Source organism: Oscillospiraceae bacterium, from assembly GCA_009780275.1.
Lineage (GTDB): Bacteria > Bacillota > Clostridia > Oscillospirales > UBA929 > WRAI01.
In genome coordinates, this window is the sequence record WRAI01000002.1 from 104,280 (window position 1) to 125,677 (window position 21,398).

The 21,398-nt window shown below is 48.7% G+C and carries 25 protein-coding genes; 6 read left to right on the forward strand and 19 right to left on the reverse strand.

The genetic code is table 11. The features are described 5' to 3' along the window. Positions 1–34: 34 nt before the first annotated feature. The 5 genes from FWE06_01180 to FWE06_01200 form a co-directional block, all read right to left on the reverse strand. Positions 35–1,405 carry a polysaccharide biosynthesis protein gene (locus FWE06_01180; GenBank protein MCL2545793.1) on the reverse strand — a complete coding sequence of 457 codons (1,371 nt, stop codon included), beginning with the start codon at positions 1,403–1,405 and terminating at the stop codon, positions 35–37. A gap of 139 nt (positions 1,406–1,544) precedes the next feature. Continuing rightward, positions 1,545–2,042 (reverse strand): DUF2284 domain-containing protein, encoded by a 498-nt coding sequence (locus FWE06_01185; GenBank protein ID MCL2545794.1) that lies wholly within the window; start codon positions 2,040–2,042, stop codon positions 1,545–1,547. Continuing rightward, positions 2,039–2,377 carry a nucleoside triphosphate pyrophosphohydrolase family protein gene (locus tag FWE06_01190; protein ID MCL2545795.1) on the reverse strand — a complete coding sequence of 113 codons (339 nt, stop codon included), beginning with the start codon at positions 2,375–2,377 and terminating at the stop codon, positions 2,039–2,041. Before FWE06_01190 ends, FWE06_01185 begins: the two co-directional genes overlap by 4 nt. Positions 2,378–2,457: 80 nt before the next feature. After that, positions 2,458–3,147, reverse strand: coding sequence for a class I SAM-dependent methyltransferase (locus FWE06_01195; protein MCL2545796.1), 690 nt, complete (start codon positions 3,145–3,147; stop codon positions 2,458–2,460). A gap of 125 nt (positions 3,148–3,272) precedes the next feature. Further along, entirely contained in the window at positions 3,273–3,944 is a 672-nt protein-coding gene (locus FWE06_01200; protein MCL2545797.1) for a YlmH/Sll1252 family protein, read from the reverse strand. A 237-nt stretch (positions 3,945–4,181) separates the two neighbouring features. Here FWE06_01200 and FWE06_01205 point away from each other — a divergent pair, with 237 nt between their 5' ends. Both FWE06_01205 and FWE06_01210 read left to right on the forward strand, forming a co-directional pair. Then, positions 4,182–4,574 (forward strand): cytidine deaminase, encoded by a 393-nt coding sequence (locus tag FWE06_01205; protein ID MCL2545798.1) that lies wholly within the window; start codon positions 4,182–4,184, stop codon positions 4,572–4,574. Positions 4,575–4,581: 7 nt separating this feature from the next. Continuing rightward, positions 4,582–5,349 (forward strand): nucleoside phosphorylase, encoded by a 768-nt coding sequence (locus tag FWE06_01210; protein MCL2545799.1) that lies wholly within the window; start codon positions 4,582–4,584, stop codon positions 5,347–5,349. Between the two features lie 16 nt (positions 5,350–5,365). Here FWE06_01210 and FWE06_01215 read toward each other — a convergent pair whose 3' ends face one another. Next, a complete protein-coding gene (locus FWE06_01215) occupies positions 5,366–6,031 on the reverse strand; it encodes a hypothetical protein (GenBank protein ID MCL2545800.1) in 666 nt (221 codons plus the stop codon). 14 nt (positions 6,032–6,045) lie between these two features. After that, positions 6,046–6,768, reverse strand: coding sequence for a hypothetical protein (locus tag FWE06_01220; GenBank protein ID MCL2545801.1), 723 nt, complete (start codon positions 6,766–6,768; stop codon positions 6,046–6,048). A 195-nt stretch (positions 6,769–6,963) separates the two neighbouring features. Between FWE06_01220 and FWE06_01225 the strand changes: the two genes are divergently transcribed. After that, on the forward strand, positions 6,964–7,506 hold the full coding sequence (locus FWE06_01225) for an AbrB/MazE/SpoVT family DNA-binding domain-containing protein (GenBank protein ID MCL2545802.1): 543 nt from the start codon (positions 6,964–6,966) through the stop codon (positions 7,504–7,506). 326 nt (positions 7,507–7,832) lie between these two features. Here FWE06_01225 and FWE06_01230 read toward each other — a convergent pair whose 3' ends face one another. The 6 genes from FWE06_01230 to FWE06_01255 form a co-directional block, all read right to left on the reverse strand. Further along, positions 7,833–8,813, reverse strand: a complete 981-nt coding sequence (locus tag FWE06_01230; protein MCL2545803.1) for a helix-turn-helix domain-containing protein — start codon at positions 8,811–8,813, stop codon at positions 7,833–7,835. 482 nt (positions 8,814–9,295) lie between these two features. Continuing rightward, positions 9,296–9,853, reverse strand: coding sequence for a CDP-diacylglycerol--serine O-phosphatidyltransferase (pssA, locus tag FWE06_01235; GenBank protein ID MCL2545804.1), 558 nt, complete (start codon positions 9,851–9,853; stop codon positions 9,296–9,298). Continuing rightward, the gene (locus tag FWE06_01240) at positions 9,850–10,890 is read right to left on the reverse strand and encodes a flippase-like domain-containing protein (GenBank protein ID MCL2545805.1); all 1,041 of its coding nucleotides are present in this window, start codon (positions 10,888–10,890) and stop codon (positions 9,850–9,852) included. The genes pssA and FWE06_01240 overlap by 4 nt, the downstream gene beginning before the upstream one ends. Further along, positions 10,865–11,437 (reverse strand): hypothetical protein, encoded by a 573-nt coding sequence (locus FWE06_01245; protein ID MCL2545806.1) that lies wholly within the window; start codon positions 11,435–11,437, stop codon positions 10,865–10,867. The genes FWE06_01240 and FWE06_01245 overlap by 26 nt, the downstream gene beginning before the upstream one ends. A 17-nt stretch (positions 11,438–11,454) precedes the next feature. After that, complete coding sequence (locus FWE06_01250; protein ID MCL2545807.1) at positions 11,455–13,200, reverse strand: ferrous iron transporter B; 1,746 nt, start codon at positions 13,198–13,200, stop codon at positions 11,455–11,457. Between the two features lie 11 nt (positions 13,201–13,211). Then, positions 13,212–13,454 carry a ferrous iron transport protein A gene (locus FWE06_01255; GenBank protein MCL2545808.1) on the reverse strand — a complete coding sequence of 81 codons (243 nt, stop codon included), beginning with the start codon at positions 13,452–13,454 and terminating at the stop codon, positions 13,212–13,214. Between the two features lie 177 nt (positions 13,455–13,631). On the opposite strand from FWE06_01255, the gene FWE06_01260 reads away from it, so the two are divergent. Both FWE06_01260 and FWE06_01265 read left to right on the forward strand, forming a co-directional pair. After that, positions 13,632–13,862, forward strand: coding sequence for a hypothetical protein (locus FWE06_01260; protein ID MCL2545809.1), 231 nt, complete (start codon positions 13,632–13,634; stop codon positions 13,860–13,862). A gap of 43 nt (positions 13,863–13,905) precedes the next feature. After that, positions 13,906–15,207, forward strand: a complete 1,302-nt coding sequence (locus FWE06_01265; GenBank protein MCL2545810.1) for an FAD-dependent oxidoreductase — start codon at positions 13,906–13,908, stop codon at positions 15,205–15,207. An 8-nt stretch (positions 15,208–15,215) separates the two neighbouring features. Here the strand turns inward: FWE06_01265 and FWE06_01270 are convergent, their stop codons facing one another. The 5 genes from FWE06_01270 to FWE06_01290 form a co-directional block, all read right to left on the reverse strand. Beyond that, on the reverse strand, positions 15,216–15,995 hold the full coding sequence (locus FWE06_01270; protein MCL2545811.1) for a class I SAM-dependent methyltransferase: 780 nt from the start codon (positions 15,993–15,995) through the stop codon (positions 15,216–15,218). Between the two features lie 27 nt (positions 15,996–16,022). After that, positions 16,023–16,769, reverse strand: a complete 747-nt coding sequence (gene trpA, locus FWE06_01275; protein MCL2545812.1) for a tryptophan synthase subunit alpha — start codon at positions 16,767–16,769, stop codon at positions 16,023–16,025. Beyond that, entirely contained in the window at positions 16,762–17,949 is a 1,188-nt protein-coding gene (trpB, locus tag FWE06_01280) for a tryptophan synthase subunit beta (protein ID MCL2545813.1), read from the reverse strand. Before trpB ends, trpA begins: the two co-directional genes overlap by 8 nt. An 80-nt stretch (positions 17,950–18,029) precedes the next feature. Then, positions 18,030–19,403 carry a GntP family permease gene (locus FWE06_01285; GenBank protein MCL2545814.1) on the reverse strand — a complete coding sequence of 458 codons (1,374 nt, stop codon included), beginning with the start codon at positions 19,401–19,403 and terminating at the stop codon, positions 18,030–18,032. Between the two features lie 178 nt (positions 19,404–19,581). Further along, a complete protein-coding gene (locus tag FWE06_01290) occupies positions 19,582–20,181 on the reverse strand; it encodes a flavin reductase (protein MCL2545815.1) in 600 nt (199 codons plus the stop codon). A gap of 52 nt (positions 20,182–20,233) precedes the next feature. Between FWE06_01290 and FWE06_01295 the strand changes: the two genes are divergently transcribed. Next, the gene (locus FWE06_01295) at positions 20,234–20,368 is read left to right on the forward strand and encodes a rubredoxin (protein ID MCL2545816.1); all 135 of its coding nucleotides are present in this window, start codon (positions 20,234–20,236) and stop codon (positions 20,366–20,368) included. Between the two features lie 42 nt (positions 20,369–20,410). Here the strand turns inward: FWE06_01295 and FWE06_01300 are convergent, their stop codons facing one another. After that, on the reverse strand, positions 20,411–21,346 hold the full coding sequence (locus FWE06_01300; GenBank protein MCL2545817.1) for a hypothetical protein: 936 nt from the start codon (positions 21,344–21,346) through the stop codon (positions 20,411–20,413). Positions 21,347–21,398 lie beyond the last annotated feature (52 nt).

The following is a 21,398-nucleotide window of genomic DNA, read 5'->3' on the forward strand; positions in this document are numbered from 1 at the left end:
CTTTTGTCAGTATATCACGGAGCGGCTGGTTAGGTCAAGCCGATTTTTTGCGCAGCCATGCCCGTACGTCAAGAGCGTTTAGCAGCAGCGCCATGACACCGCCGATGAGCATGGCAATCACTACACCGAGCAACCGCAACGACGGTTGTGCCACGGTATACCACGTGATAAGTAATTGCACCAACCCTGCTGCCATGACGTTTGCCGCAGCGCGTTTTTGCTTGCCGACGGCATTGAGTATGCTTGCCGTGACAACTTGATACGACGAAAAAAGGAAACTGATACATAGCAACGCCATCATTTTAAAATCAACACTATTGGCAAAGAGTGCATTGACAATGGGTTGGCCGAAAAGTGCCAACAAAGTCAACATCGGCAGCATAATAATGGTTGTGACACGCAGTGAACGACTGACATACAGGCTGACAAGGCGTTTATTATCCTGTGCCACAGCTTCGGAAATACGAGGTGACATCACCAATGTCAATGCGCCGATACAGGCCATGGGCAATGCGATAAGCGGCAGCACCATGCCGAAAATAACGCCGTAATGCGACAACGCGTCAATTGACGATAAACCACTTGCCATCAATCGCTCGGGGATGATGACAGCGTTTGCCGAGCTGATAAGGTTAAGCGCAACGGCGGAGATTGATACGGGGATGGCGATGTTTAATATTTCGCGGCGATGTGCAGGGGCGGCACCCTGTCGCCCACACATATTAACGCCATTTTGCGAACACATAATGCCAGCCCTTGCGTTGCGTTTGTGCCTCATATACAGCCACCGCAGCAACATAGAACTCACCACCTCACAGGCGACCAGCCCCGCAACAATGAGTGCGATGGTGTATTCGGCATGTTGCTGCGGAAATTGCCATACCAAGAACAGCACCGCGCACGAACGCACGATTTGCTCAACCATTTCGCTCAGCGCGGGTGGGTGGATATTTTTGATGCCATAAAAATAATTTTTATAAATATTTTCAACACCGGTGAAAAAGATACAAGCGAGCAATACGAGCAGCCCGAGATGTGTTCGTGCGTCACCGATGAGCACGACAGATATGCCATCGGAGAAGAGCGCGACAACTGCCGCAACGATTAAAAACGCCACAAAGAATAGCCGCAACGCTTTACGCACCAATTGATGCGTGCGCTCATACTGCCCAACGGCGGTATACTCGGCCGACAGGCGACTGACAGCAACAGTCAAGCCGGTTGCCACCAGCGACATGATGACGGCGTAAACCGGCACGATAAGCTGATATAGTCCCATGACTTCGGCACCGACCAGTCGCACTAGTGCGACACGATAGAAAAACGCGATGATTTGTGAGGTGATGTTCACCAGCGTGATAACCGCTGTGGCATAGGTAGCTGTGTTGGTAAGTTTTATGTTCATGCAATCGCCTCCTCTGTAACCTTATGAGGACGAGTTGGGCGATATGTTCATCATAATCTATTATGGGTCTACGATATAACTGCAGCATATTTATGCTACTCACAATTCCGTTTTTAGCAGCAATTTGTAATACTCCGCCTTACTCAATAAACACCGCGGAATACCAGTGCGGAACCTCATCGTGTGCTTGTAATACGTCCAGCGGCAAGCCCAGTCCATGTACAGTCTTAAACACATCAACACCAACAGCATGGAACGCCGGGCGCGCTTTCATAACGTTGTGGCAGTCCTTGTCATGCACTTTTGCACACTCTTTGCAGAGCCCACAGTCGCTTAGCGAAAAGGCAAAATGATAGCCATCGAGAAAAGCGGCACGCTCAATTTCAAATGAGATTTTTTGCGAAAGGTGTTTGTCGCGGCAACCGATAACCACGCCCCAATTGTAACGCTGGAACAGCTCGCGGTACTCGTCCATACTGAGCGGCGACTTTTGGTACGGACAGGTGTGATTTTTGCCATAGGTAGAGCAACCAAACAGACATTTCAGCACAACTCGTGGATCGAAAACAATGTCATCGATGTTAAACTTGACGGCGTAATCGGCGCCCATATCAAAAGCTTGGGTGATGTATTTCATAGAGATTTCTCCTTATTCAGTCTAATTCTGCTTTTGCTAACATCAAAGCCATCAGGATAACGCTTTTTAAGCTTTTCTACATTGTGGATAGCAATCTCTTCCAACGTAATGTCTAAGCCTGACGCGATGATGGCTAAATACCACAAACAATCAGAAGCTTCGTCCAATAATTTTTCGGCATCCAACGCATGACCTTGAAATTTATGTTTCTTGACAATATCGATGCATTCCCCTGCTTCACCGCACAGCCCCATCACACCGTTCAAAATCAAACTGTCTTTTGAATAGTCACCAGCCGTTCTCATTGCTAAGGCTTGATATTCGTTAAAGTTCATGTCGCGCATTACCTCCAAAGATGTAAATTTTTCTGTGCCACCGACTGGTAGGTGGCTGAGACTATGTGTGTTTATTAGACTCATTTATCTTTTTGAAATTCTACAAATAAGTATAACGGAATATCAGGTATTTTATCATCTCCATATACCTTAGGCTCCAATATTTCTTTCAAAGTAAAGCCAGCTTTTGCCACTGTATTGAGATAATAAGAGATTGGTCTGTGATAGTGCATGGTAGCACCCCAAAACATTTGTTGCTCAGCTATTGGTGTAATATAATCGAAAACTTTTTTGGACAGCACAATGTCCTGTTCATTTTTCTCCCATTCTGCACGATAAAAAGCGGGGTGAACGATGGAGAAAAAAAGTCTTCCGTTGTTTTTGGTTATTCTGTAAAATTCTGAAATTGCGTTATCTATGGGGTCAATGTCCATCAATACTAAGTGACAAAACACGATGTCAAAAGCATTATTCTCGTAGGGCATTGCTCCCATGATATTTACTTCCTCATAATTGTATAGCGGATACTTCTCTTTAGCTATTTTTATCATTTCTGCCGAAGCGTCACAGCCTGTGACGATACCGCCATTTTGACTTAAAATATGTGTATACTCCCCATTGCCACATCCCGCGTCAAGAACATTTAGTTTGTCGACATCCGAAAAGTGTTTAGATATAAACGCTCTGCAAAAAAGTGAATGGCAAGAAGTGTCTTCAAATGCTGAGTAAGAACGGGCCGCATCATTCCAAGCCTGTATATTTTTATCCATAAACAAGCTCCTTCGTAAAAACATTTATCACATCTATACATTGCTAATAAAATTATACCAAAGTCTACCATACATCAACTATATCTCTAAATATCTCATCGTTTATGATGATGAGAATACATTAACTACCCATACTGCTTAATTTCCAGGAAAATCTTACCTTTCTTACTATACCCCAAAACAACGAGGATTTCAATCTTTCCCTTGCCGCGGATTGTGATTTTATCTCCGGGTTGCAGCAATTTGTCAGACTTTATGCATTCGGCGGCATTCAACGCAACGCCGCCTTTTTCTATGAGCGATGATGAGACTGCTCGCGACATCCCCCAAGCCGCGCCGACAACGCAATCCAGCCGCAGGGAAGATACCGTAACTGTACTGATTGCAAAGTCATTGTAGCCTGTGCAAATTTCATCGGGCATGATATACGAAAGTATGAGCTGTTTTCGCCCTGCTTTTTGATAGTTCATCATAACATACTCGGCAATTTCGCTCAACACAACAATATCTGCACCATTGTCATGCACAAAAATATCACCGATACACTCACGTTTAATCTGTAAGCCCATCAACGAGCCGAGATAGTCTCGGTGCGTGAGCATATCTTGCTTGGCTTTTTCTGCACGGATAACGCGGAACAATTCATGCTCGGTGGAATAATCGGGCAGGAATATACATGTCTTTCGCTCGGCGTCCAAAACGCCGCCATCAAAATGATAATCCCTGTAATTCAGCCGCGAGAGCAGTTGTTGTACCAATGCTTGTTGGCGAGAATCTAAAAATCGTGTAGCAGTCAAGATATTTTTGCGCCTACAGTCCGCCATTTTATCGCAAATGGCGGATAGAAAAATATACTCATCATTGTTGGCTGCGAGCGATTTGCATATGTCTTTTATACCCATACCATACATGATAGCATAGAAGTGTTGGTTGTGGCAACTAAACACATGACAGGGGCGGGTTGAAAAAATAGAGAAAGCATGATACAATTATTGTGCCTTTGAAATCGATAAACCGTTAGAAAAGGAGCAATTATGGGCAAAAAGTTGGTTGAATACGCTAAAGACATAGTCGGACAATACGCGTTACATGGCTTTGAAGGGAATACCGCTGGGAAAGTATCTGCTGCTCTTCTAACCGAACAGGGGAATATTTATACCGGCATAAACATTGACGTGGCTTGTAGTTTAGGGTTTTGTGCCGAGCATTCAGCGATTGCGGAGATGCTCAAAAATCGCGAAACGCACGTTGTGAGCATCGTTGCGGTTCGAGATGACGGCGCAATACTTCCGCCCTGCGGGCGTTGCCGCGAAATGCTTATGCAGATTAACTTTTCTAACGCAGACGCGCGGGTGATTGTTGCTGAAAATAAATCAGTTCTGCTTCGAGAATTACTGCCTTTTCACTGGAATGACATAAAGGATTAGAGCGATTATGGAAAAACTATATCACATTGGAATCAATAATTCACATGGTGCTAAAATTGCACTACTTCCGGGCGACCCGGCGCGTGTAGAGAAAATTGCGCGGCAATTAAATCAACCCCGTTTTTACGCGCAGAACAGGGAATACACGGCTTGGCTGGGCGAATTGCCATGCGGCGAAACGTGCATGGTCATGTCAACAGGCATGGGCGGTCCGTCAACGGCAATCTGCGTTGAGGAGCTATACCGAGCCGGCGTTCGTGACTTTATACGCGTTGGAACTTGCGGTGGCATGAATATCAATGTTGCCGGCGGCGATGTTGTTATCGCCACGGGCGCAGTTCGCATGGAGGGCACGTCCAAAGAATATGTACCGATAGAATTTCCTGCCATAGCAAATTTAGATGCCACAAATGCTCTTGTAGCTGCCGCAGAAACCGAAGGCATTACATATCACACAGGCATTGTGCAAAGCAAGGATTCCTTTTATGGGCAACATAGCCCTGAGCGTATGCCATCCGGCGATGAGCTTATGACCAAATGGAACGCATGGATAAAAGCGGGCTGCCTGGCCAGTGAAATGGAATGCGCAGCACTGTATATCGTTTGCCAAATATTGGGCGCCAGAAGCGGGTGTGTATTGTCGGTGGTATGGAATCAAATGCACGCTAAGCCGAGCGCGACGGATTCGGCATGTCACGACCCGGAGAAGGCGATACGTACAGCTGTTAAAGCGGCAAATATTTTGGCAATGGAAAGAAAGTCTTTATCTAAATAAATATTCTCACCTACGACTATTTTTCTCTAAACTGTGTATCCAGCACGCCCTGTAAGTCATCGACAAATCTTTGTATTCGCTCTAGTTTTTGTTTTGTAAATATCTGACTTGTGTAGTTGATCAACAAAATCAAACTATAACTTGCAATAACAATTGTGATAAACGTAAAAGTATGTTCCATTATTCTAGATGTATCGGTTTGCTCACTAATAAATGCAGAAAAGACAACCAATGTAACAGGTATCAATAATGTTTGCATCCATCTATCCAAGCGTTGTTTTTTAGCGGCGATGATATTTTGGTTTTTTTCTACGTAAGCAGAAAGTCTATTTCGATATTCTTGAATCTCTGATCTTTCTAAAATTGATTGTCCTTTCAGCCATTCAAAAACTTGACTGCACCGCTTTCTGTAATCAAAAATATTGTTATTGCTATTGATAATCTGAACATGCTTAACATACAGGTATCCAATGACACCAAGCACCAATAAAAGAGCCAGTGGTATAAGAAGTATGAATCCCTCCTGAAAAATATATGCGAAAATAATAGAGGCGAAAGCACCAATTATTGCTAAAGTAGGCAGTGCAATGTTAAACCAAGGAAGACATAATATTTTTTTTATTGTGCTGTCTTCAATCTCTTTCTGATATTTTAAGTAGCTATAAAATAAAAGCATTTCCATAACGGTGCCCTTTCTCAATACGATAGCGACATCGCACGCGTAACGATTAAACCAAGAATAAATAAGCTGACCAGCGCCTCTGCGCCTGCCATTATTTTTGCCATGTGGCTATATGGCGTCAATGCAGCAGGCGAGAACGAAGTTGCTGTTGTAATTGACACGTAAAGATAATCAATAAATCCCGGCGTCCAGTTTTCGGGTGCCAGCCTCGAATCATTTGATGTTTGCTGCGGAAAGACAAAGTCGGGATAAATTTTATTGCGAAATACTGTCGCAAACCCCAGCGCGCGAACCTCCGGACCACCCGTATCAAGCTCCCAATATGCTAAGGCAAAAACGCCGATATTTACGACCCACAAGGCAAAGCCTGCCAACAACAATTCGTGAGAGAGCGTGACGGTCGCCGGATTAAGCATATCGTAAATAAACCACCCCATACAAATCAAGTTTATCAATGGCAAAAGAATAACGACCGCAATTGACAGCGCACGTGCTAACCTCGAAGGCTTCCTATGACTGCCCGAATAGGCAAGTATAGAAGAAGTTAGCATCACACCTGAAATAAGTGGTAATATCCAAATAAAATCAAGATTTATCGCATACGCTATCCATGTTTGTCCCGCTATGACAATTAAAGTCATGATAAGAGCAGCAATGCGCGCGCGAAAATAAGAGCTTACTTGCAAGCCTTTTTTTCTAACGCTTTTACCCGCAGTCAAAGGTTTTTGCGACTTCATATAGGAACCTCCCTACATTTACTGCGGCCATTATATCAAAAATGAATCTAAAAATCTACCATTTCAGACAATAATAATGAAAACCAGCTTCACCAACTTACCACATTTCTGCATAATCTGCCAAAATTAACGAATACTAGGATGCATTGCTTCGATTAACCGGTCATTTCAACCGTGACTTAGGAGGAAATAAACATGAAAGCAACAGGCATTGTACGCCGTATCGACGACCTCGGGCGCGTTGTCATCCCTAAAGAAATTCGTCGCACTATGCGTATTCGAGAGGGCGACCCGCTTGAAATCTATACTGACAGAGATGGTGAAGTCATTTTCAAAAAGTATTCGCCACTGGGCGAGCTATCATCTTTTGCCGGACAAATTTGCGAGACACTGCACAAAACAAGCGGCTTCTCAGTCGTTGTCACTGACCGTGATACAGTCATTGCTGCCAGCGGACCGATGCGTCGCGACTTGCAAGATAAGCGCCTGAGTGAAGATGTGGAAAAAATCATGGAAGATCGCCAAACTCATCTGCATAAATCGGGAGAACAAGGAATTTCTATCGTTGACGGCAACAATCGTGCGTTAGTCGGTTTGGCGTCACCCATCCTTGCCGAGGGCGACGTATCAGGTTGCGTGGTGTTGATATCAACCGATGCCGCCACCGAGATGAGTGAAACTGAGCTGAAACTGGTGCAAACGGTATCGGGGTTCTTAGGCAAGCAGATGGAAAGTTGAACAAATAACAGGGCGCGGCGATATGGCCGCGCCCTGTTGCTATCTTTAAATAGAAAATGCTTATATTGTGACATTTCAACTAGCCAGTTTCGTCAATTCTTCCTCAATCCAAACGTGTTTCATATTCATAGCCTTTTTTGCGCAATTGCTTCAAAATCAGTTCAAAAGTTTCCCTTGGTCTTTTAGACAGAAGGCAAGCGAATAACGACTGTCAAGCATGTCATCATCAAGCGCAAAGGATTTTTCCCAATACGCCTCTGCTTTTTCAAACTCGCGCAATGCATGATCTGCACGCAAAGCAATTATGCCATAACGATGCTTCGATGTCAGTGCTTCAACGCCCCCGAATTGGCCCGGAGCAATTCAAAGCATGCCACAAACCGCTCAGTGCCCCTAACAACATCAAACAGTGACTCGGTTTTATACATAATGTTAAGATGCTTCATGGCGTTTTGCGTTGCTTTTTCTACACATGTTAAGGCATTTTCAATATCGCCTGCCTCACAGTATAGCTCGGCAACATCGAGGTGTCGAAATGCACGTTCAACTGAATCGCCACCATCGTCACGCATTGAGTCTGTCAAAGCTTCAATTTGCATTGCCGCCTTGTACCACTTGATTCTTTGCAGCGTGTCCAAATCGGCTTTGCGAGCATAACCTTTTATAAAATCACACAATAAAATGGTAAAGCGCACAATCTGGAGCTGTTGGTTCTGCAGCCATTCCTCGCCCTCTAATACAGAGCCGGCGTTGACATCTTGTGTGTACCACGCCTCAGACGGCAATGTAACCAAGATTTTTTCCGCTTCTTCTTTCATATCCCATTCGACATATTGATTAAAAAGTTGAAATTTAGCATCCAGGCAGATATTGGGGTCGGGACAATATTCCATAACCCGTTCGCTGACAGCTATGATTTCTTGCTTAAACGTCTCAGCATCGACGGTACACAACGCCTGTACAAGGAGGTTTTGCAAATAATAATTCACAGGGTATTCTTTTAACGCGATTCGCGCCATTTCAATAGCCTTATCTGCTTTACCGATATTGAGCAAATTGCGAATATCCCGCTTATACTCCGAAACTTTTTGCTCACCAAGTACCACCTCGGTTCCCAATAACTCATCGACTGTAACCTTAAAGAAAATGGCGATATGCGGCAGTAGCCCTATATCTGGCATATTTGTGCCTGTTTCCCAACGGCTGACAGTCTGCGATGTCACATCGAAAATATCAGCGACTTGTTCTTGCGTTAGATCGCGGTTTTTCCGCAGCTGTTTGAATTTCTCACTAAGATAGGTTGTCATTTTTTACACCTCTCTGATTATCTATATTTTTAGAAGCGCTTCTGACAATATTGAACTATACTTTTGATCATAAGTCAACTACACATTACGTGAATATTTTGCACGCAACACGTAAGTTTGCAGATAGCTAAAGCCCCATGTTGCATAGTATGTCTCTCCTGTTTGAATGCAAGTTCATTATAGCAGATACCGCGGCATCTGCATTGTACATACGGCGGCGATCGGTATAACGCATCAAACATCTAAACAAAATCATTTGGCTCTTTTCCACAAGCAATTGCTACAAGTAACCTTTGAACGCTGTTTTGGCATGCTCAAACAAACGGGCAAAAATGGAAATCAGTTCTGCTCATACCGGCAAAACCATGGAATTTGCAGAGGGTAATGCATAGGCAGTCTCGTTTTTCATTTTCGGCAACCCGACTACATCGCAGCCGGGAACAAACGTCCGGCTTGTATGAAAGGTTGTGTCTTTACTCACCCTATTTTTGCCGCAAAATGTCGCAAAATCGGCGAAATTTCTTACGACTTACCATCATAATACCCAACAAAAGCATGACCATGCCTGTTATTGCTGCGTTTATTACGGGGGGTGCCTCATTGGTCCAATGCGAGTATATGGAGCAGTATGCGGCGAGGATTATGCCGGCGGCAGTGATGGGCAAGCCGATGAAATGGTCACGAAAATCGTTCAAATTATACCGCGCCAAGCGATATGCGCCGGCCACAACATACAACAGGCAGACGGCGGCTATCCATGTAAAGTATTGGTGCGGCATCCGATACATGACCAGGCAAACGGGTGCGACGCCAAAAGTAATGATGTCAGCGAAAGAGTCGAGCTGTTTGCCCATGTCGGTTACGGCGTTGAGCTTACGGGCGAGGTATCCGTCAAAGAAATCAGCCACGCCGCCCATAACAATCAACACCGGCGCAATAAGCTGTTTGTGCGGATGCTCAGGCTGCAACAATAGCAAAATGACCGTTAGCCCCGCCGACAGGTTGAGCAGTGTAAAGATGTTTGGGATATGTTTTTTCATCGTTGTCTCCTCATGTGCTGCGCTGCTTTACCAACGGCAATAACAGCCAGTCCCATCAACATGACAAACCAAAAAGTGACGAAACGGAACAGTATTGTTGTCACAGCAGCATCGCCCGCTGCAAGCCCAAACACCGCCAACAAGGCGGTCATGGTCCCCTCAAAGCCGCCAAGTCCACCGGGGAATATCGGCAGCATGGCGACCATATAGGCGACAAAAGCGATGGCGGCGATATAGACAATTGAAATGTCAGGCGCGAACTGCACTACCAGTAAATATAATTTCAGTGGATACAGCAGCCAGATGAGCAGCGACAGGCCAAAGAGTGCTGTTAGCTGCATTCTATGCTTGCCGACAGCTTCGACTTGCGTCAACAAGGTCAACACAAAACCTCGTAATTTACGCGCCCATGCAAAGCGCAGAGCGTTTCGTTTCTGTATATAGCTTTGCGCGGCTTGCGGAGCGAGCAAAATGCCGAGAAACAGCAGCAGCAACGCCAATGAAACGCCATAGAACAACATTTGTGTTGCCCACGCTTGCAACACTGGCACTTGGCGCGTCAGCGTTCCGATGGCAAACAGCAATGCGAAAAAGAAAGCGGTCAGACTGAACAACTTTTGCAATACAACAAGAGTTGCCGCCTGCGTGCCGTCACAGTTTGCAACACGCTTGATTTGCACGCCACGCGTGACCTCGCCGCCGAATTTCACGCCGGGGGTGATGGCGTCGACGACGGCACCTTGGCTGTTTATCTTGAACATTTTCCCGAACGAGATAGGCGTATTCGTCAGTTTGGCAATACTATGCCACAGCGTGTTGACAAGCAGTTGTGATATAATTTGCAGACCAAGCAACAACGCCATCAACCATAGTGGGATGTGCCGGAGACTATGCAATAAACTTTGGCTGTCGAACCGCCATAGAGTGAGCGCAAGTAAAGCAATGACCATAGCGGCAATGAACCATTTCCATGCGACACGCCGAGAGCAGCAGCCTGCGAGCCGGCATGTCTTATGCAGCATATGTTGGCTTGACATAGAGCAATGTACTGCCGATGTTTCGCGCTTTTTTATGCATTGTCAGCGGGCAGCGACGCAGTAGCGCACTTGGCAATTTATCATACAGTTTGCGTAATTTTCGTTTGGGTTGGCGTATCAATAATTTCGTGCCGGGGTCAACGCGGTTTTCGATATTTGAAAAAACACCTTCCATAGGGCAGACTTGCAAGGCAAAATGAACCACCGTATAATCGGCAAAGGCCAGTGCTTGGTTGCTGCCGTCTTGACAGAGTACTCGCACGGCATCACTAATCCCCAACCGCTCGATAACACGCTTGGCCTTGGGCACGCAGCAGCTGTCGTTATCGATGACCGTCACTTTGGCACCTGTTGTCTGATGGAACAGAATAGCGGTAAAAGGGCAAATACCGCCGCCGACACAGAGGATATGGTCATGGCCACCAATATTGGCAAGAACAATTTCTTTTTCAACAACATCGCGGTAGTAGCCCGATGCAAATTTATAGATGAACGCCGTTTCAGACGCCCAGCTTTCGATTTTTTGTGTCAGTTTTGTGATGTGCATGATTGGCTCCTTTCAAACTATACAAAAATTCCGGCGATATGGTTGATAAGGCCGCCGACAAAGAGCGCCAGTGCGATTGTAGCAACCGAAATGAGCAGAGCGACTCTGAGTTTGAATTCCTTGGTCAGGATGGCGAATACCGAGATGCATGGCAAATACATCAGCGACACCGCGCCACCGACAAAGGCTTGCAATGCTGTTAAGTCGAGCGCCATCAGCGGCGCGACTGACATTTCGCGGCGCACAACACCCAAAATCAAGGCCGTCACGGCTTCGGCAGGCAAACCCAACCAGCCACTTACGAGGGGTTGGGCGTGTACAGCGATGGCATTCAGTATGCCCGATTCGCTCAATACAGCGGCGATGACGATGGCTATCATCATAGGCACTTCGGCATCTTTGAGGAAGTGCCGCATACGCGTCCAAAGCTTGCGTCCATAAGCCTTGGGGTTGGGCATGAGCAGATTTGGCACTTCAATGATGAGCGGATCGACTTTGCCTTTGACCAACTTGCCCGCCACCAAGGTGACGACGACAAACAACAGCAGTGAAAACAACAGCATGGCCGGCAGCATCCACCACGCGTAGGCCGATAACAGACTGATGATGGCGCCTGTTTGTGAAATACACGGGATGGCGAAGCAAATGGCGGCACTGATAACAATGCGCTCTTTGCGTGAGGTGGCGGCGCGGCTGCCGATAATAGCGGGCACGGCACAGCCGTAGCCCATGAACATATGGATTAAACTACCGCCCTGAATGCCGAGCTTACGCATGACGTTGTCAAACAACACTGCCATGCGAGGCAGGAATCCTGTGTCTTCCAAAAATGTGAACGATACGAAAAACAGCAGGACGTAAGGAAAAATCAGCGCTACAATCCACTCGAAACTGATGACAAAAACACCAAATTCGCCGACCAGGATGTTGAGCAGCATGCCTTCGGGCAAGATGGAGGTAAAGAGGTCACGAAAAAAAGGCACGATTATGCCGTTTACCAGCGGCAGCAACGCAAAGGCGCGCAGCATTCGTCCACCAAAGACGACAATGCTGATGACCAACGCCATGACCAACAAAGCAATAGGGATGCCGGGCATAGGCTTCATCATACTCTCACCAAGTTTGTCTAAAAAGCTTGGTTTGGCGTCGTTTTTCACGGTGACGCGGCGCGCGATTTCCTTGGCGACGAGCGGAATATCACCTTGTTTGACTTTGCGGCTTGAAGGGCAGGACACACATTTTCCACAAGAGCTGTGCGAGCAGTTTTTGGACGCATTAAGTACAGCTTCGAGTTGCTGCAACAGCTCTTCCAGTCCTTTGGTTTTGACGGCCACTGTTTCGATGACCGGCGCGCCGAGTTCTTGCGCCAGAAGCTTAGCGTTGACAGCGATACCATGGCGCTTGGCAACGTCGGTCAGGTTGAGCGCATAGATCGTCGGGATATTATATTGTTTCAGCTCCAGCGCAAGGCATAGATTTCGTTCCAGATTAGACGCATCGAGTACGCAGATAATGGCTTTTGCACCGCTCTCCATAAATTGCACGGCAACGCTTTCGGCCTCCGACGTGGCATTCATCGAGTATGTGCCGGGCACGTCGATGAGTGTGTACTCTTTTTCGCCAACGGAAAAACGACCTTCCATGAACTGCACGGTCGTACCGGCGTAGTTGGAACTGATGGCGTGAATGCCTGTCAATTCGGTGAAGAAGATGCTTTTGCCGACATTGGGGTTGCCCATCAGCAGGACCGTATCTTTAATCATCTTGCTGTCACTCACGATGCCATCGCTCGGCTAACGGCGATTTGCTGGGCAATGTCTTTACCCAAAGCAATTGAGTACGTGTCTTCAACACGCAACAGCACCGGGCCACCTAAGGCGTAGCGATTTTGCACTGTTACTTTGGTGCCAATGCGCAAGCCCATGCCTTCCAGCAACCCGATTTGGGGCACGGAAGTCACTTGAAAGGTACCGCGCTTTGTTGCTTCGTATAAGTTGATATATTGTTCGTGTGCCATAAGCCCATCTCTTTCCAATCGTAAAAACTTTGGTTAGTTTTGTCTAACCGCATTTGTATGTTAGCATAGACTAACTCATTTGTCAAGGGGTTGGGGTAATAATTTGCAAAAAATACTAGCTTGGCACATGACACCATGTCGATCATGTGTTATAATGATGGTGAGGAGGTGTTTCTAATGAAACAGCGAAAATATGTCCCGCTCGAAAAGCGCTCCAAGCGGGAGCAAAAAGAGCATTTCTCGGCACTGCGCGGCAATTGGGGCGGCATCAATCCCGTGACTAAGAAGCCGCCGAATCCCCAAGCATATAAACGCAAAAAATCCGGACAACGGTACGAACACGAACCGCTGCCCGGATTTTTGTTATTTTTCTCGCCTTTGCGCATACTAGCAATATTGACATTGTAGTGAGCGCATACGCGGGCGCCCCGCGAGAGGCAGGTATAAATCCATGAATTCTGTATGGAGTGAAATGACGGCGCGGCAAGTTGATTTGCCTTTGGATGACAATATAACTACCGATGTACTGGTTGTTGGCGGCGGGCTGTGCGGCATGCTTACGGCACATCGTTTACAAGCGGCGGGCGTACGCTGTGTTGTCGTTGAAGCAAAGGCCGTTGGCAGCGGCATTACTAAAAACACCACGGCCAAAATTACGGCACAACATGGGCTGATTTATGCCGATTTAGTCAAGCGGCGCGGCGTTGAAAAAGCACGGCAGTATTATGATGCGAATATGCGCGCCATCGGCAATTACCGCACATTGGCCGAGCAATTTTCCTGTGATTTTGAGGAAAAAGCGGCTTACGTCTATTCAACCGACGACAGGTACAAGCTCGAGAATGAGGCGAAGGCGTACCATGAGTTGGGTATTACTTCACGCATTGAGGAATCTCCCCCACTGCCGATTGACACCGTCGGCGCAATCGCGATGGGCGGACAGGCGCAATTTCATCCGTTAAAGCTGTTGTATTCCCTCGCAGAGGGGCTGAAAATCTATGAAAATACCCTCATCTACAAAGTCGAGGGGCGCGTAGCTTATACGGCGAACGGGCGCAAAATTACAGCCAAGCACATCGTGTTGTGTACGCACTATCCGCTGATCAATGTGCCGGGGTTATATTTTCTCAAACTCTATCAGCATCGCAGCTATGTTTTGGCTTTGGAAAATGCGCCGCTTTTGGATGGCATGTATCTCGATGAACACAGGAATGGGCACTCGTTCCGCGTCTACGGCAATCTGCTTTTTGTCGGCGGCGGAGATCATAAGACGGGCAAAAGAGGTGGTAATTACGCCGCATTGGAAGCCCTTGCGGCACAGGTATATCCCAACGCCGCCATCCGATACCACTGGGCGACACAGGATTGTATGAGCCTTGACGGCGTGCCGTATATCGGGCGGCATCGAGCCGGCAAAGAGAATTTATACGTCGCGACAGGCTTTAACAAATGGGGCATGACGGGTTCAATGGTAGCGGCTGAACTGCTGTGTGACCTAATTGTTCATGGCCAGAGCGACCTTGAAGATCTCTATTCGCCGCAACGCTCCATGCTATCGAGCCAACTGTTGATGAATATCGGCGGCGCGGCCAAGGGATTGCTGTCCATCGGCGGACCACGCTGCGCGCATATGGGTTGTAAACTGCATTGGAATGCCGTGGAAAAATCATGGGATTGCAGCTGTCACGGCTCGCGGTTTTGCGAGAGCGGGCAGGTCATTGATAACCCTGCAAAAAAAGAGCTTCGGCGATAGACCGACGGTCAAGACAGCTTGACAGCCCTTGTCGCCACAAAGAGCGGAACATATTGCCCCCAAATACTCGTATCCGTATCCTCGTACAAATGCGTTAGAGCCAAACCGACTCTCAGTTGTCCGCCGATTTGTTCTTCCATCGTATGGCTAAACTGTAAGCCCTCGTCGTTGTCAATCATACGTTGGCGGCGTTCGCCTTCCATTTTCAGTGGATTGAAGGGAAGTTTATTCTCCACTACAGGCGGATCTAAGTTCTCGTCCTCGACAAGAAAGTTAAGACCGTTGTCCATGCCGGCAAGCAATATGCCACCGGGTTTTAACACGCGTTGACACTCACCCCAAATATGGTATACATCCTCGACATACACATTGCTGACCGGGTGAAAAATTATATCAAAGCTGTTGTCGCCAAAAGGCAAGCGTTGCGTCATGTCGGCATGGACAATGTCAATGTCATAGCCCTCGCGCGCTGCGACTTCGCGCTCACGATCAAGCTGGCGTTGGGAGTAATCCAATACGGTGCAATCGGCACCCAACGCTTGAAAAATCGGCATTTGTTGCCCGCCGCCGCAAGCGAGGCCGAGCAACTTTACACCGTCAAGCCGCCCGCTTTTGAGGTATGGCGAAAACCAGTCGTGCGGTACGGGCTTCAGCGGTGTGAGCAATACGTCCCATCTGCCGTCTCTCGCTGCTTGGTAGGCTTCGGCGGTGGTTACGATGCCCCACTCCCAACCGGCGTCTGTCCATTTGTCAATGGTGCGGGCATTGATATCTGTATAGTTTTGCATAATATGCTCCCCTGTTTAAGGCCTGTTTCACCGCAGCGCATCTTCCATTTCGCGGATATAGTCGGTCACCGGTGTGATAGCATCTTTGCCGTGTTCGGCAACGAGTTGCACGATGCCGCTGCCAATCATTACACCATCGACAATGGCTGCCATTTTCCGTGCCTGCTCAGATGTATTTACGGCGATGGCACAGGGTAGGTCAGCTACAGCTTTGGCTTGTACTATCATTTGGGCGGCATCGGAATCGGCTTGGCCCAGCGAGGATACACAGTATAAAAAGCCTTCGGCTTGGCGCGCAATGGTCTGGACGCGCTCTTGTGAGGATGGCGCAATCAGCGAAATATGTGTAATGCCATACTGTTTGCAGGCATCGGCCAATTCGCCTCGCTCTTCAAACGGCAGGTCGGGTACGATGACGCCGTCAATACCGCAATCTTGACAGTTTTTCATAAACCGCTCGGTACCGTATGCGAAGATGGGGTTGATATACGTCATAAACAGCAGCGGAATGTCGACATTCCGCCGCGCACGTTTGACCATGGCAAACAACTTATCCACGGTGCAGCCGTTAGTGAGAGCGCGTTCGTCGGCGGTTTGTACGACAAGTGTTTCGGCCATCGGATCGGAAAAGGGAATGCCGATTTCTATCATGTCTACGCCACTTTCAGCCATGGCGACAATCAGTTTTTCTGTTGTTTCGATGTTTGGGTCGCCGCCGGTGAGGAAAGCCGTCAATGCTTTTTTATTGACAAAAGCTTGCGTAATCTTATTCATGAATGTCGACCCCCTTGTACCGCGCGATGGTTGCCACGTCTTTGTCACCGCGCCCCGACAGGTTGAGCACGATAATTTTGTCCTTGTCCAGCTGCGGCGCCAATTTCATGGTATGCGCCACGGCGTGGGCGCTCTCGATGGCGGGGATGATCCCCTCGGTACGCGCTAAATAACTAAACGCCTCGACGGCCTCTTTGTCGGTCACGGCAACATATTCGCCGCGTCCGGTCTCGTGCAATTGGGCGTGTTCAGGGCCGATGCCCGGATAGTCCAACCCGGCTGAAATGGAATGTACCGGTGCGATTTGCCCATACGCGTCTTGGACAAACAGCGACTTCATGCCATGGAAAATGCCGGGGCTGCCGGTGCTCAACGTAGCTGCATGTTTACCCGAAGCGATACCGTGACCGGCGGCCTCGCAGCCAATAAGGCGAACGCTCTCATCACCAATGAAGTCAAAGAACGCACCAATGGCGTTGCTGCCACCGCCGGCGCAGGCGACAATGGCATCAGGCAGCCGTCCCTCGGCGCCTTGCAGCTGCGCACGGATTTCCCGCCCGATAACGGACTGAAAGTCCCGCACCATCGTGGGGAAGGGGTGTGGCCCCATGACGCTGCCGATGACGTAATGTGTGTCTTCAAGCCGTGTCACCCACTCACGCATGGCGGCGTTGACGGCGTCTTTTAACGTTTGCGTACCGCTTGTTACGGCATGCACTTTGGCGCCGAGCAGTTCCATACGAAAGACGTTGAGGGCTTGCCGCTCGGTGTCCTCTCTGCCCATAAAGACTTCACAATCCAGCCCCAGCAGCGCAGCAGCAGTCGCTGTTGCCACGCCGTGCTGTCCCGCGCCGGTTTCGGCGATGACGCGCGTTTTGCCCATCTTTTTAGCCAACAATGTCTGTCCCAGCACGTTGTTGATTTTGTGCGAACCGGTGTGGTTGAGGTCCTCGCGCTTAATGTAAATTTTGGCACCGCCGAGGTCTGCCGTCATTTTCTCGGCAAAATAGAGCATGGACGGACGGCCTGCATAGTTGTTCAGCAACGCCGTAAACTCGGCTTGGAAGTCCGGGTCTTTTGCGTAGTGCTGATAGGCGGTGTTGAGTTCTTGTACGGTCGGCATTAAGACTTCGGGAATGTATTGGCCGCCGAATGTGCCGAACCTGCCTGCTTTGTTCATGATCTGCCCTGCCTTTACCAGTTGTTTATAAAATCGCCCTTGGCAAAGCTTTCATGTTCCGCCAAGGACGAATATTTTAACTACCCGAGGATGAAGCCGAAGAGTATGGTGGCGACGATGACTTGAGTGAAGCCGATGATGGCCTCGTACGGCCAGACGGAGAGACGCTCTTTAAGTTGGACTCTGAGGCCGTCCTTGCTGGCCAGGAAGTAGTTGCCATGCGGCATGATGTCCAATGTCGTCGAGCCAGCATGCGTCATGACAGCGCCGTGGACGGGGTTAATGCCTGCGTATATCAGTGTCGGGGCAAACATTTCACCTGCAAGGAGCGCGCCGGCCGCCGTAGACCCGATGGCCGATGCCATGAAAATGCCTGACAAAGGCGCCAGCATAAAGGTGGGCAAGCCCAGCCCGATAATGGCAGACTCAAACACGCCGGGCAGCTGAGAATTGGTAATCAACGCGCCGATCGTGCCGGCACCGATGAGCATCAACACGATAGGTGCGATTTTCATAATGCCTTTGTTGGTGTATTCGACAAAGTTTCGGCCCTTTCCCAATATCAGCGCGCCGGTTAACGCGGCGATGGGCAGGACAAAAAGTGCATCGAGTTCAAAGGCTTCAAAAAAGCCGATGCCTATGGCGCGACCAATGGTGCTGCTGAGCAGCAGCCCAACAGCGATGGCAGGCGCGGCAATGGATTTACCGAAACTTGGCAAGTTGGCTTCGCTGTCAGCGTCACCGTCTGCGGCGGTGACGGGTGAGCCTTTTTTCTTGATGGCGGTTGCCAACAGCGTGGTAATGACAATGCCGAAAATCATGGGAATAAAACCAGCAATCATCAGCTCACTCAACGGAATGCCATAACTGTCGGCCAGCGCGACGGCGTTGGGATTGGGCGAAATCAAGTTACCTGTCTTAGCACCGCCTGACAGCGCCAAAATCAGCGCCATTTTATGAATATTGGTACGCCGTCCCACCGACAGCGCGATGGGTGCGAGAATGACAACACCGACGGTCATAAAGATGCCCGATGCCGTTAGAATCGTGCCCGACAGCGTTATGGCCAGCAGTGCCAGTTTGGCACCCAGTTTCTTAACCAGCCCGCGCGCAATGGATTCCGCCGCACCCGACTCGATGAGTACGCCAGCCAGCACACCGCCGGCAATGATGCGCACGAACGTACCGGCAAGGCTTCGCGTACCTTCGATAACGACGCGTAGCGACTCGGGCAGTAATTGGCTCCACGTCAAGTCGCCCATCATGCCGCCGATGATGACGCCGACGATTGTGCCGGTAAACATAGCGGCGACAGGCGTCATTTTCCAACAAATCAGCCCGATGGCGAGGAGCAGCCCGATGATAACGCCCAGCCAATGGATGGCGGGCCCCGCCGCGTCGTAGACGGGATAGTATTCGGAAACGGCCGGATAGTAAGTTGCTAAGTTTGTCATAGTTGCGTGTTTCCCCCTGCGTTTTTTATAAATCTGCTTATTGTACCATAGAATTTTGGCATTGGCAAGGGGGGGTATCGGCAATTTACGGCGCGGTATCCTATATACACTTTAACAAAAGCAAAATATCGTGAATGCCTTGACGAAGCGGCTTTTGGTAGATTATAATAGATGCGTATCAGTTGATCGGTTCAAAATCGCTTGCGCCGTGTTTACAGATGGGACAGATGAATGCACTTGGCAAATTTGCGCCCTCGTAAACATAGCTGCAAATCTTGCACCGCCAGCCGCTTTGCGCCGCAGCATTGGGTTTGATGTATTTGTGATAATGGGCATAGGTCAAACTTTCGGCGTCGCTGAGGATGGCCGCATCGGTCATTTCGGATTTGAACAGTGTGTGCGTACCGAAGTCCAATACTTCTTTAATGGCAAAAGACAAGTAGGCGTTTGTGCAATCATTTAGGTAGATCAGCCCACTTTGGCTTCGCACTACCGTTTCGCCGTCGGCGAATTTATTGACAATTTCGCCCGAATGAAACCCGAAACGCTCGAAAACGCTAAATGGTGTTTGGGTTGTCAGGCAGGACACATTGAATTGCTTTGACGCCACGAGCATGTCGTGCGTATAGTTGCCCTTGTTAACAGCAACTACACCGAGTGTCGGCGCTTGGCTTGTAATTTGCATGACGGTATTGACGATGCAACCGTTATCCTTGTCGGTTTTGGCAGTCAGGACATAGAGCCCATAACCGAGTTTATGCAAAGCCGATGTATCCATAGTTACAACTCCTCTATCAGTAAATAATTTCTGTGCGAAATGAGGTGAGAATGTGAAACAGTTTGTGTGTGACGTTTGCTCATATGTGTACGATGAGATCGTTGAGGGCGTAACCTTTGCCGACTTGCCCGAGGATTGGGTTTGTCCGTTGTGCGGCGTCGGCAAAGAGCAGTTCAGTGAGGCATAAATCTATGTGACGCAGGGGCGAGTGATGGACGCCCCTGCAAGTTTACGTTAACCAAATTGGCTGCGTCCAGGACTTGCGGCCTTTTTCGTCGGCGCATACGGCCCATACGCAATTCATGCCGGCTTCGCGCGGCAGCCATTCTTTGGTAAAGGGCCAGGCGAATTCAGTCATCAGTATGTCGCTTTCGACAGGGTAGCGTCCGCCAACGGAGGCATCGCCGAAAACCGAGATTGTTTTGCTGGGCTCACATTTGATATGCGCTACGCCGTCTTCAACGTAGAAATCGTGGATTTCAGGGCCACCGGTCGAAGCATAAAAACTGCCGGCTTTGATGGCATCCATGACGTCTTTGTGCGTCAAAGATTTTGCTTTGACGGTAATCCAACCGCCCAAGTAGCCGCTGCGGCGATGTGCATCATCGCAGGCAAAGGCAAGCATTTTGTCGCCCGCCCACATTGAGCGTTCAAAATAACTCACTGACTCACCGCAGGCACAGGCCAACTCGCTGGCGTTGTTATAAATTTCCATTCCTATACAATTTGCAATCGATGAATATGCTTCCATGCTGACATGCGACCAGCGCGGGTGGCAATAAATGGAAACGCAGCCATTGGCGTTCATATAGTCGATGGTCTGCTGCATATCCATGTCTTTGCTGAGTTCATGCACATCCTGACCGTGGACAAACGGCGTGTCACCGGGAATGGCCATATGTACTGTGTGATGGCAAAAGCCGTCATCACCAGACAGCGACTTGCCCAACTCTGTGCCGCCGAAGATAATAAAGTCGTCGCTTTGCAAGTCGTCATGAATGCCCCACTTGCCGTGATCGGTGACTGCCAGAAAATGATACCCGTGGTCTCGGTAAACGGCGACGGCACCGGCCGGGTCGAGATGCCCGTCACTCATGGTGGTATGCAGATGCAGATTGCCTTTGTACCACTGTCCGCCCTCAATCAATGTGCGCAATTTTGCCATGGAAATGCCCTCCTGTGTGATTTTATTCAGTATACCTTTTTTGTTGAAAGCT

Coding starts and splice junctions, on each gene's coding strand:
- pssA (MCL2545804.1), bottom strand. CDS start 9,853: ATGAAAAAACATATCCCAAACATCTTTACACTGCTCAACCTGTCGGCG.
- FWE06_01300 (MCL2545817.1), bottom strand. CDS start 21,346: ATGGCAAAATTGCGCACATTGATTGAGGGCGGACAGTGGTACAAAGGC.
- FWE06_01215 (MCL2545800.1), bottom strand. CDS start 6,031: ATGGAAATGCTTTTATTTTATAGCTACTTAAAATATCAGAAAGAGATT.
- FWE06_01205 (MCL2545798.1), top strand. CDS start 4,182: ATGGGCAAAAAGTTGGTTGAATACGCTAAAGACATAGTCGGACAATAC.
- FWE06_01220 (MCL2545801.1), bottom strand. CDS start 6,768: ATGAAGTCGCAAAAACCTTTGACTGCGGGTAAAAGCGTTAGAAAAAAA.
- FWE06_01250 (MCL2545807.1), bottom strand. CDS start 13,200: ATGATTAAAGATACGGTCCTGCTGATGGGCAACCCCAATGTCGGCAAA.
- FWE06_01255 (MCL2545808.1), bottom strand. CDS start 13,454: ATGGCACACGAACAATATATCAACTTATACGAAGCAACAAAGCGCGGT.
- trpA (MCL2545812.1), bottom strand. CDS start 16,769: ATGAATAAGATTACGCAAGCTTTTGTCAATAAAAAAGCATTGACGGCT.
- FWE06_01285 (MCL2545814.1), bottom strand. CDS start 19,403: ATGACAAACTTAGCAACTTACTATCCGGCCGTTTCCGAATACTATCCC.
- FWE06_01195 (MCL2545796.1), bottom strand. CDS start 3,147: ATGGATAAAAATATACAGGCTTGGAATGATGCGGCCCGTTCTTACTCA.
- FWE06_01180 (MCL2545793.1), bottom strand. CDS start 1,405: ATGAACATAAAACTTACCAACACAGCTACCTATGCCACAGCGGTTATC.
- trpB (MCL2545813.1), bottom strand. CDS start 17,949: ATGAACAAAGCAGGCAGGTTCGGCACATTCGGCGGCCAATACATTCCC.
- FWE06_01290 (MCL2545815.1), bottom strand. CDS start 20,181: ATGGATACATCGGCTTTGCATAAACTCGGTTATGGGCTCTATGTCCTG.
- FWE06_01265 (MCL2545810.1), top strand. CDS start 13,906: ATGAATTCTGTATGGAGTGAAATGACGGCGCGGCAAGTTGATTTGCCT.
- FWE06_01240 (MCL2545805.1), bottom strand. CDS start 10,890: ATGTCAAGCCAACATATGCTGCATAAGACATGCCGGCTCGCAGGCTGC.
- FWE06_01185 (MCL2545794.1), bottom strand. CDS start 2,042: ATGAAATACATCACCCAAGCTTTTGATATGGGCGCCGATTACGCCGTC.
- FWE06_01260 (MCL2545809.1), top strand. CDS start 13,632: ATGAAACAGCGAAAATATGTCCCGCTCGAAAAGCGCTCCAAGCGGGAG.
- FWE06_01245 (MCL2545806.1), bottom strand. CDS start 11,437: ATGCACATCACAAAACTGACACAAAAAATCGAAAGCTGGGCGTCTGAA.
- FWE06_01225 (MCL2545802.1), top strand. CDS start 6,964: ATGAAAGCAACAGGCATTGTACGCCGTATCGACGACCTCGGGCGCGTT.
- FWE06_01210 (MCL2545799.1), top strand. CDS start 4,582: ATGGAAAAACTATATCACATTGGAATCAATAATTCACATGGTGCTAAA.
- FWE06_01230 (MCL2545803.1), bottom strand. CDS start 8,813: ATGACAACCTATCTTAGTGAGAAATTCAAACAGCTGCGGAAAAACCGC.
- FWE06_01270 (MCL2545811.1), bottom strand. CDS start 15,995: ATGCAAAACTATACAGATATCAATGCCCGCACCATTGACAAATGGACA.
- FWE06_01190 (MCL2545795.1), bottom strand. CDS start 2,377: ATGAACTTTAACGAATATCAAGCCTTAGCAATGAGAACGGCTGGTGAC.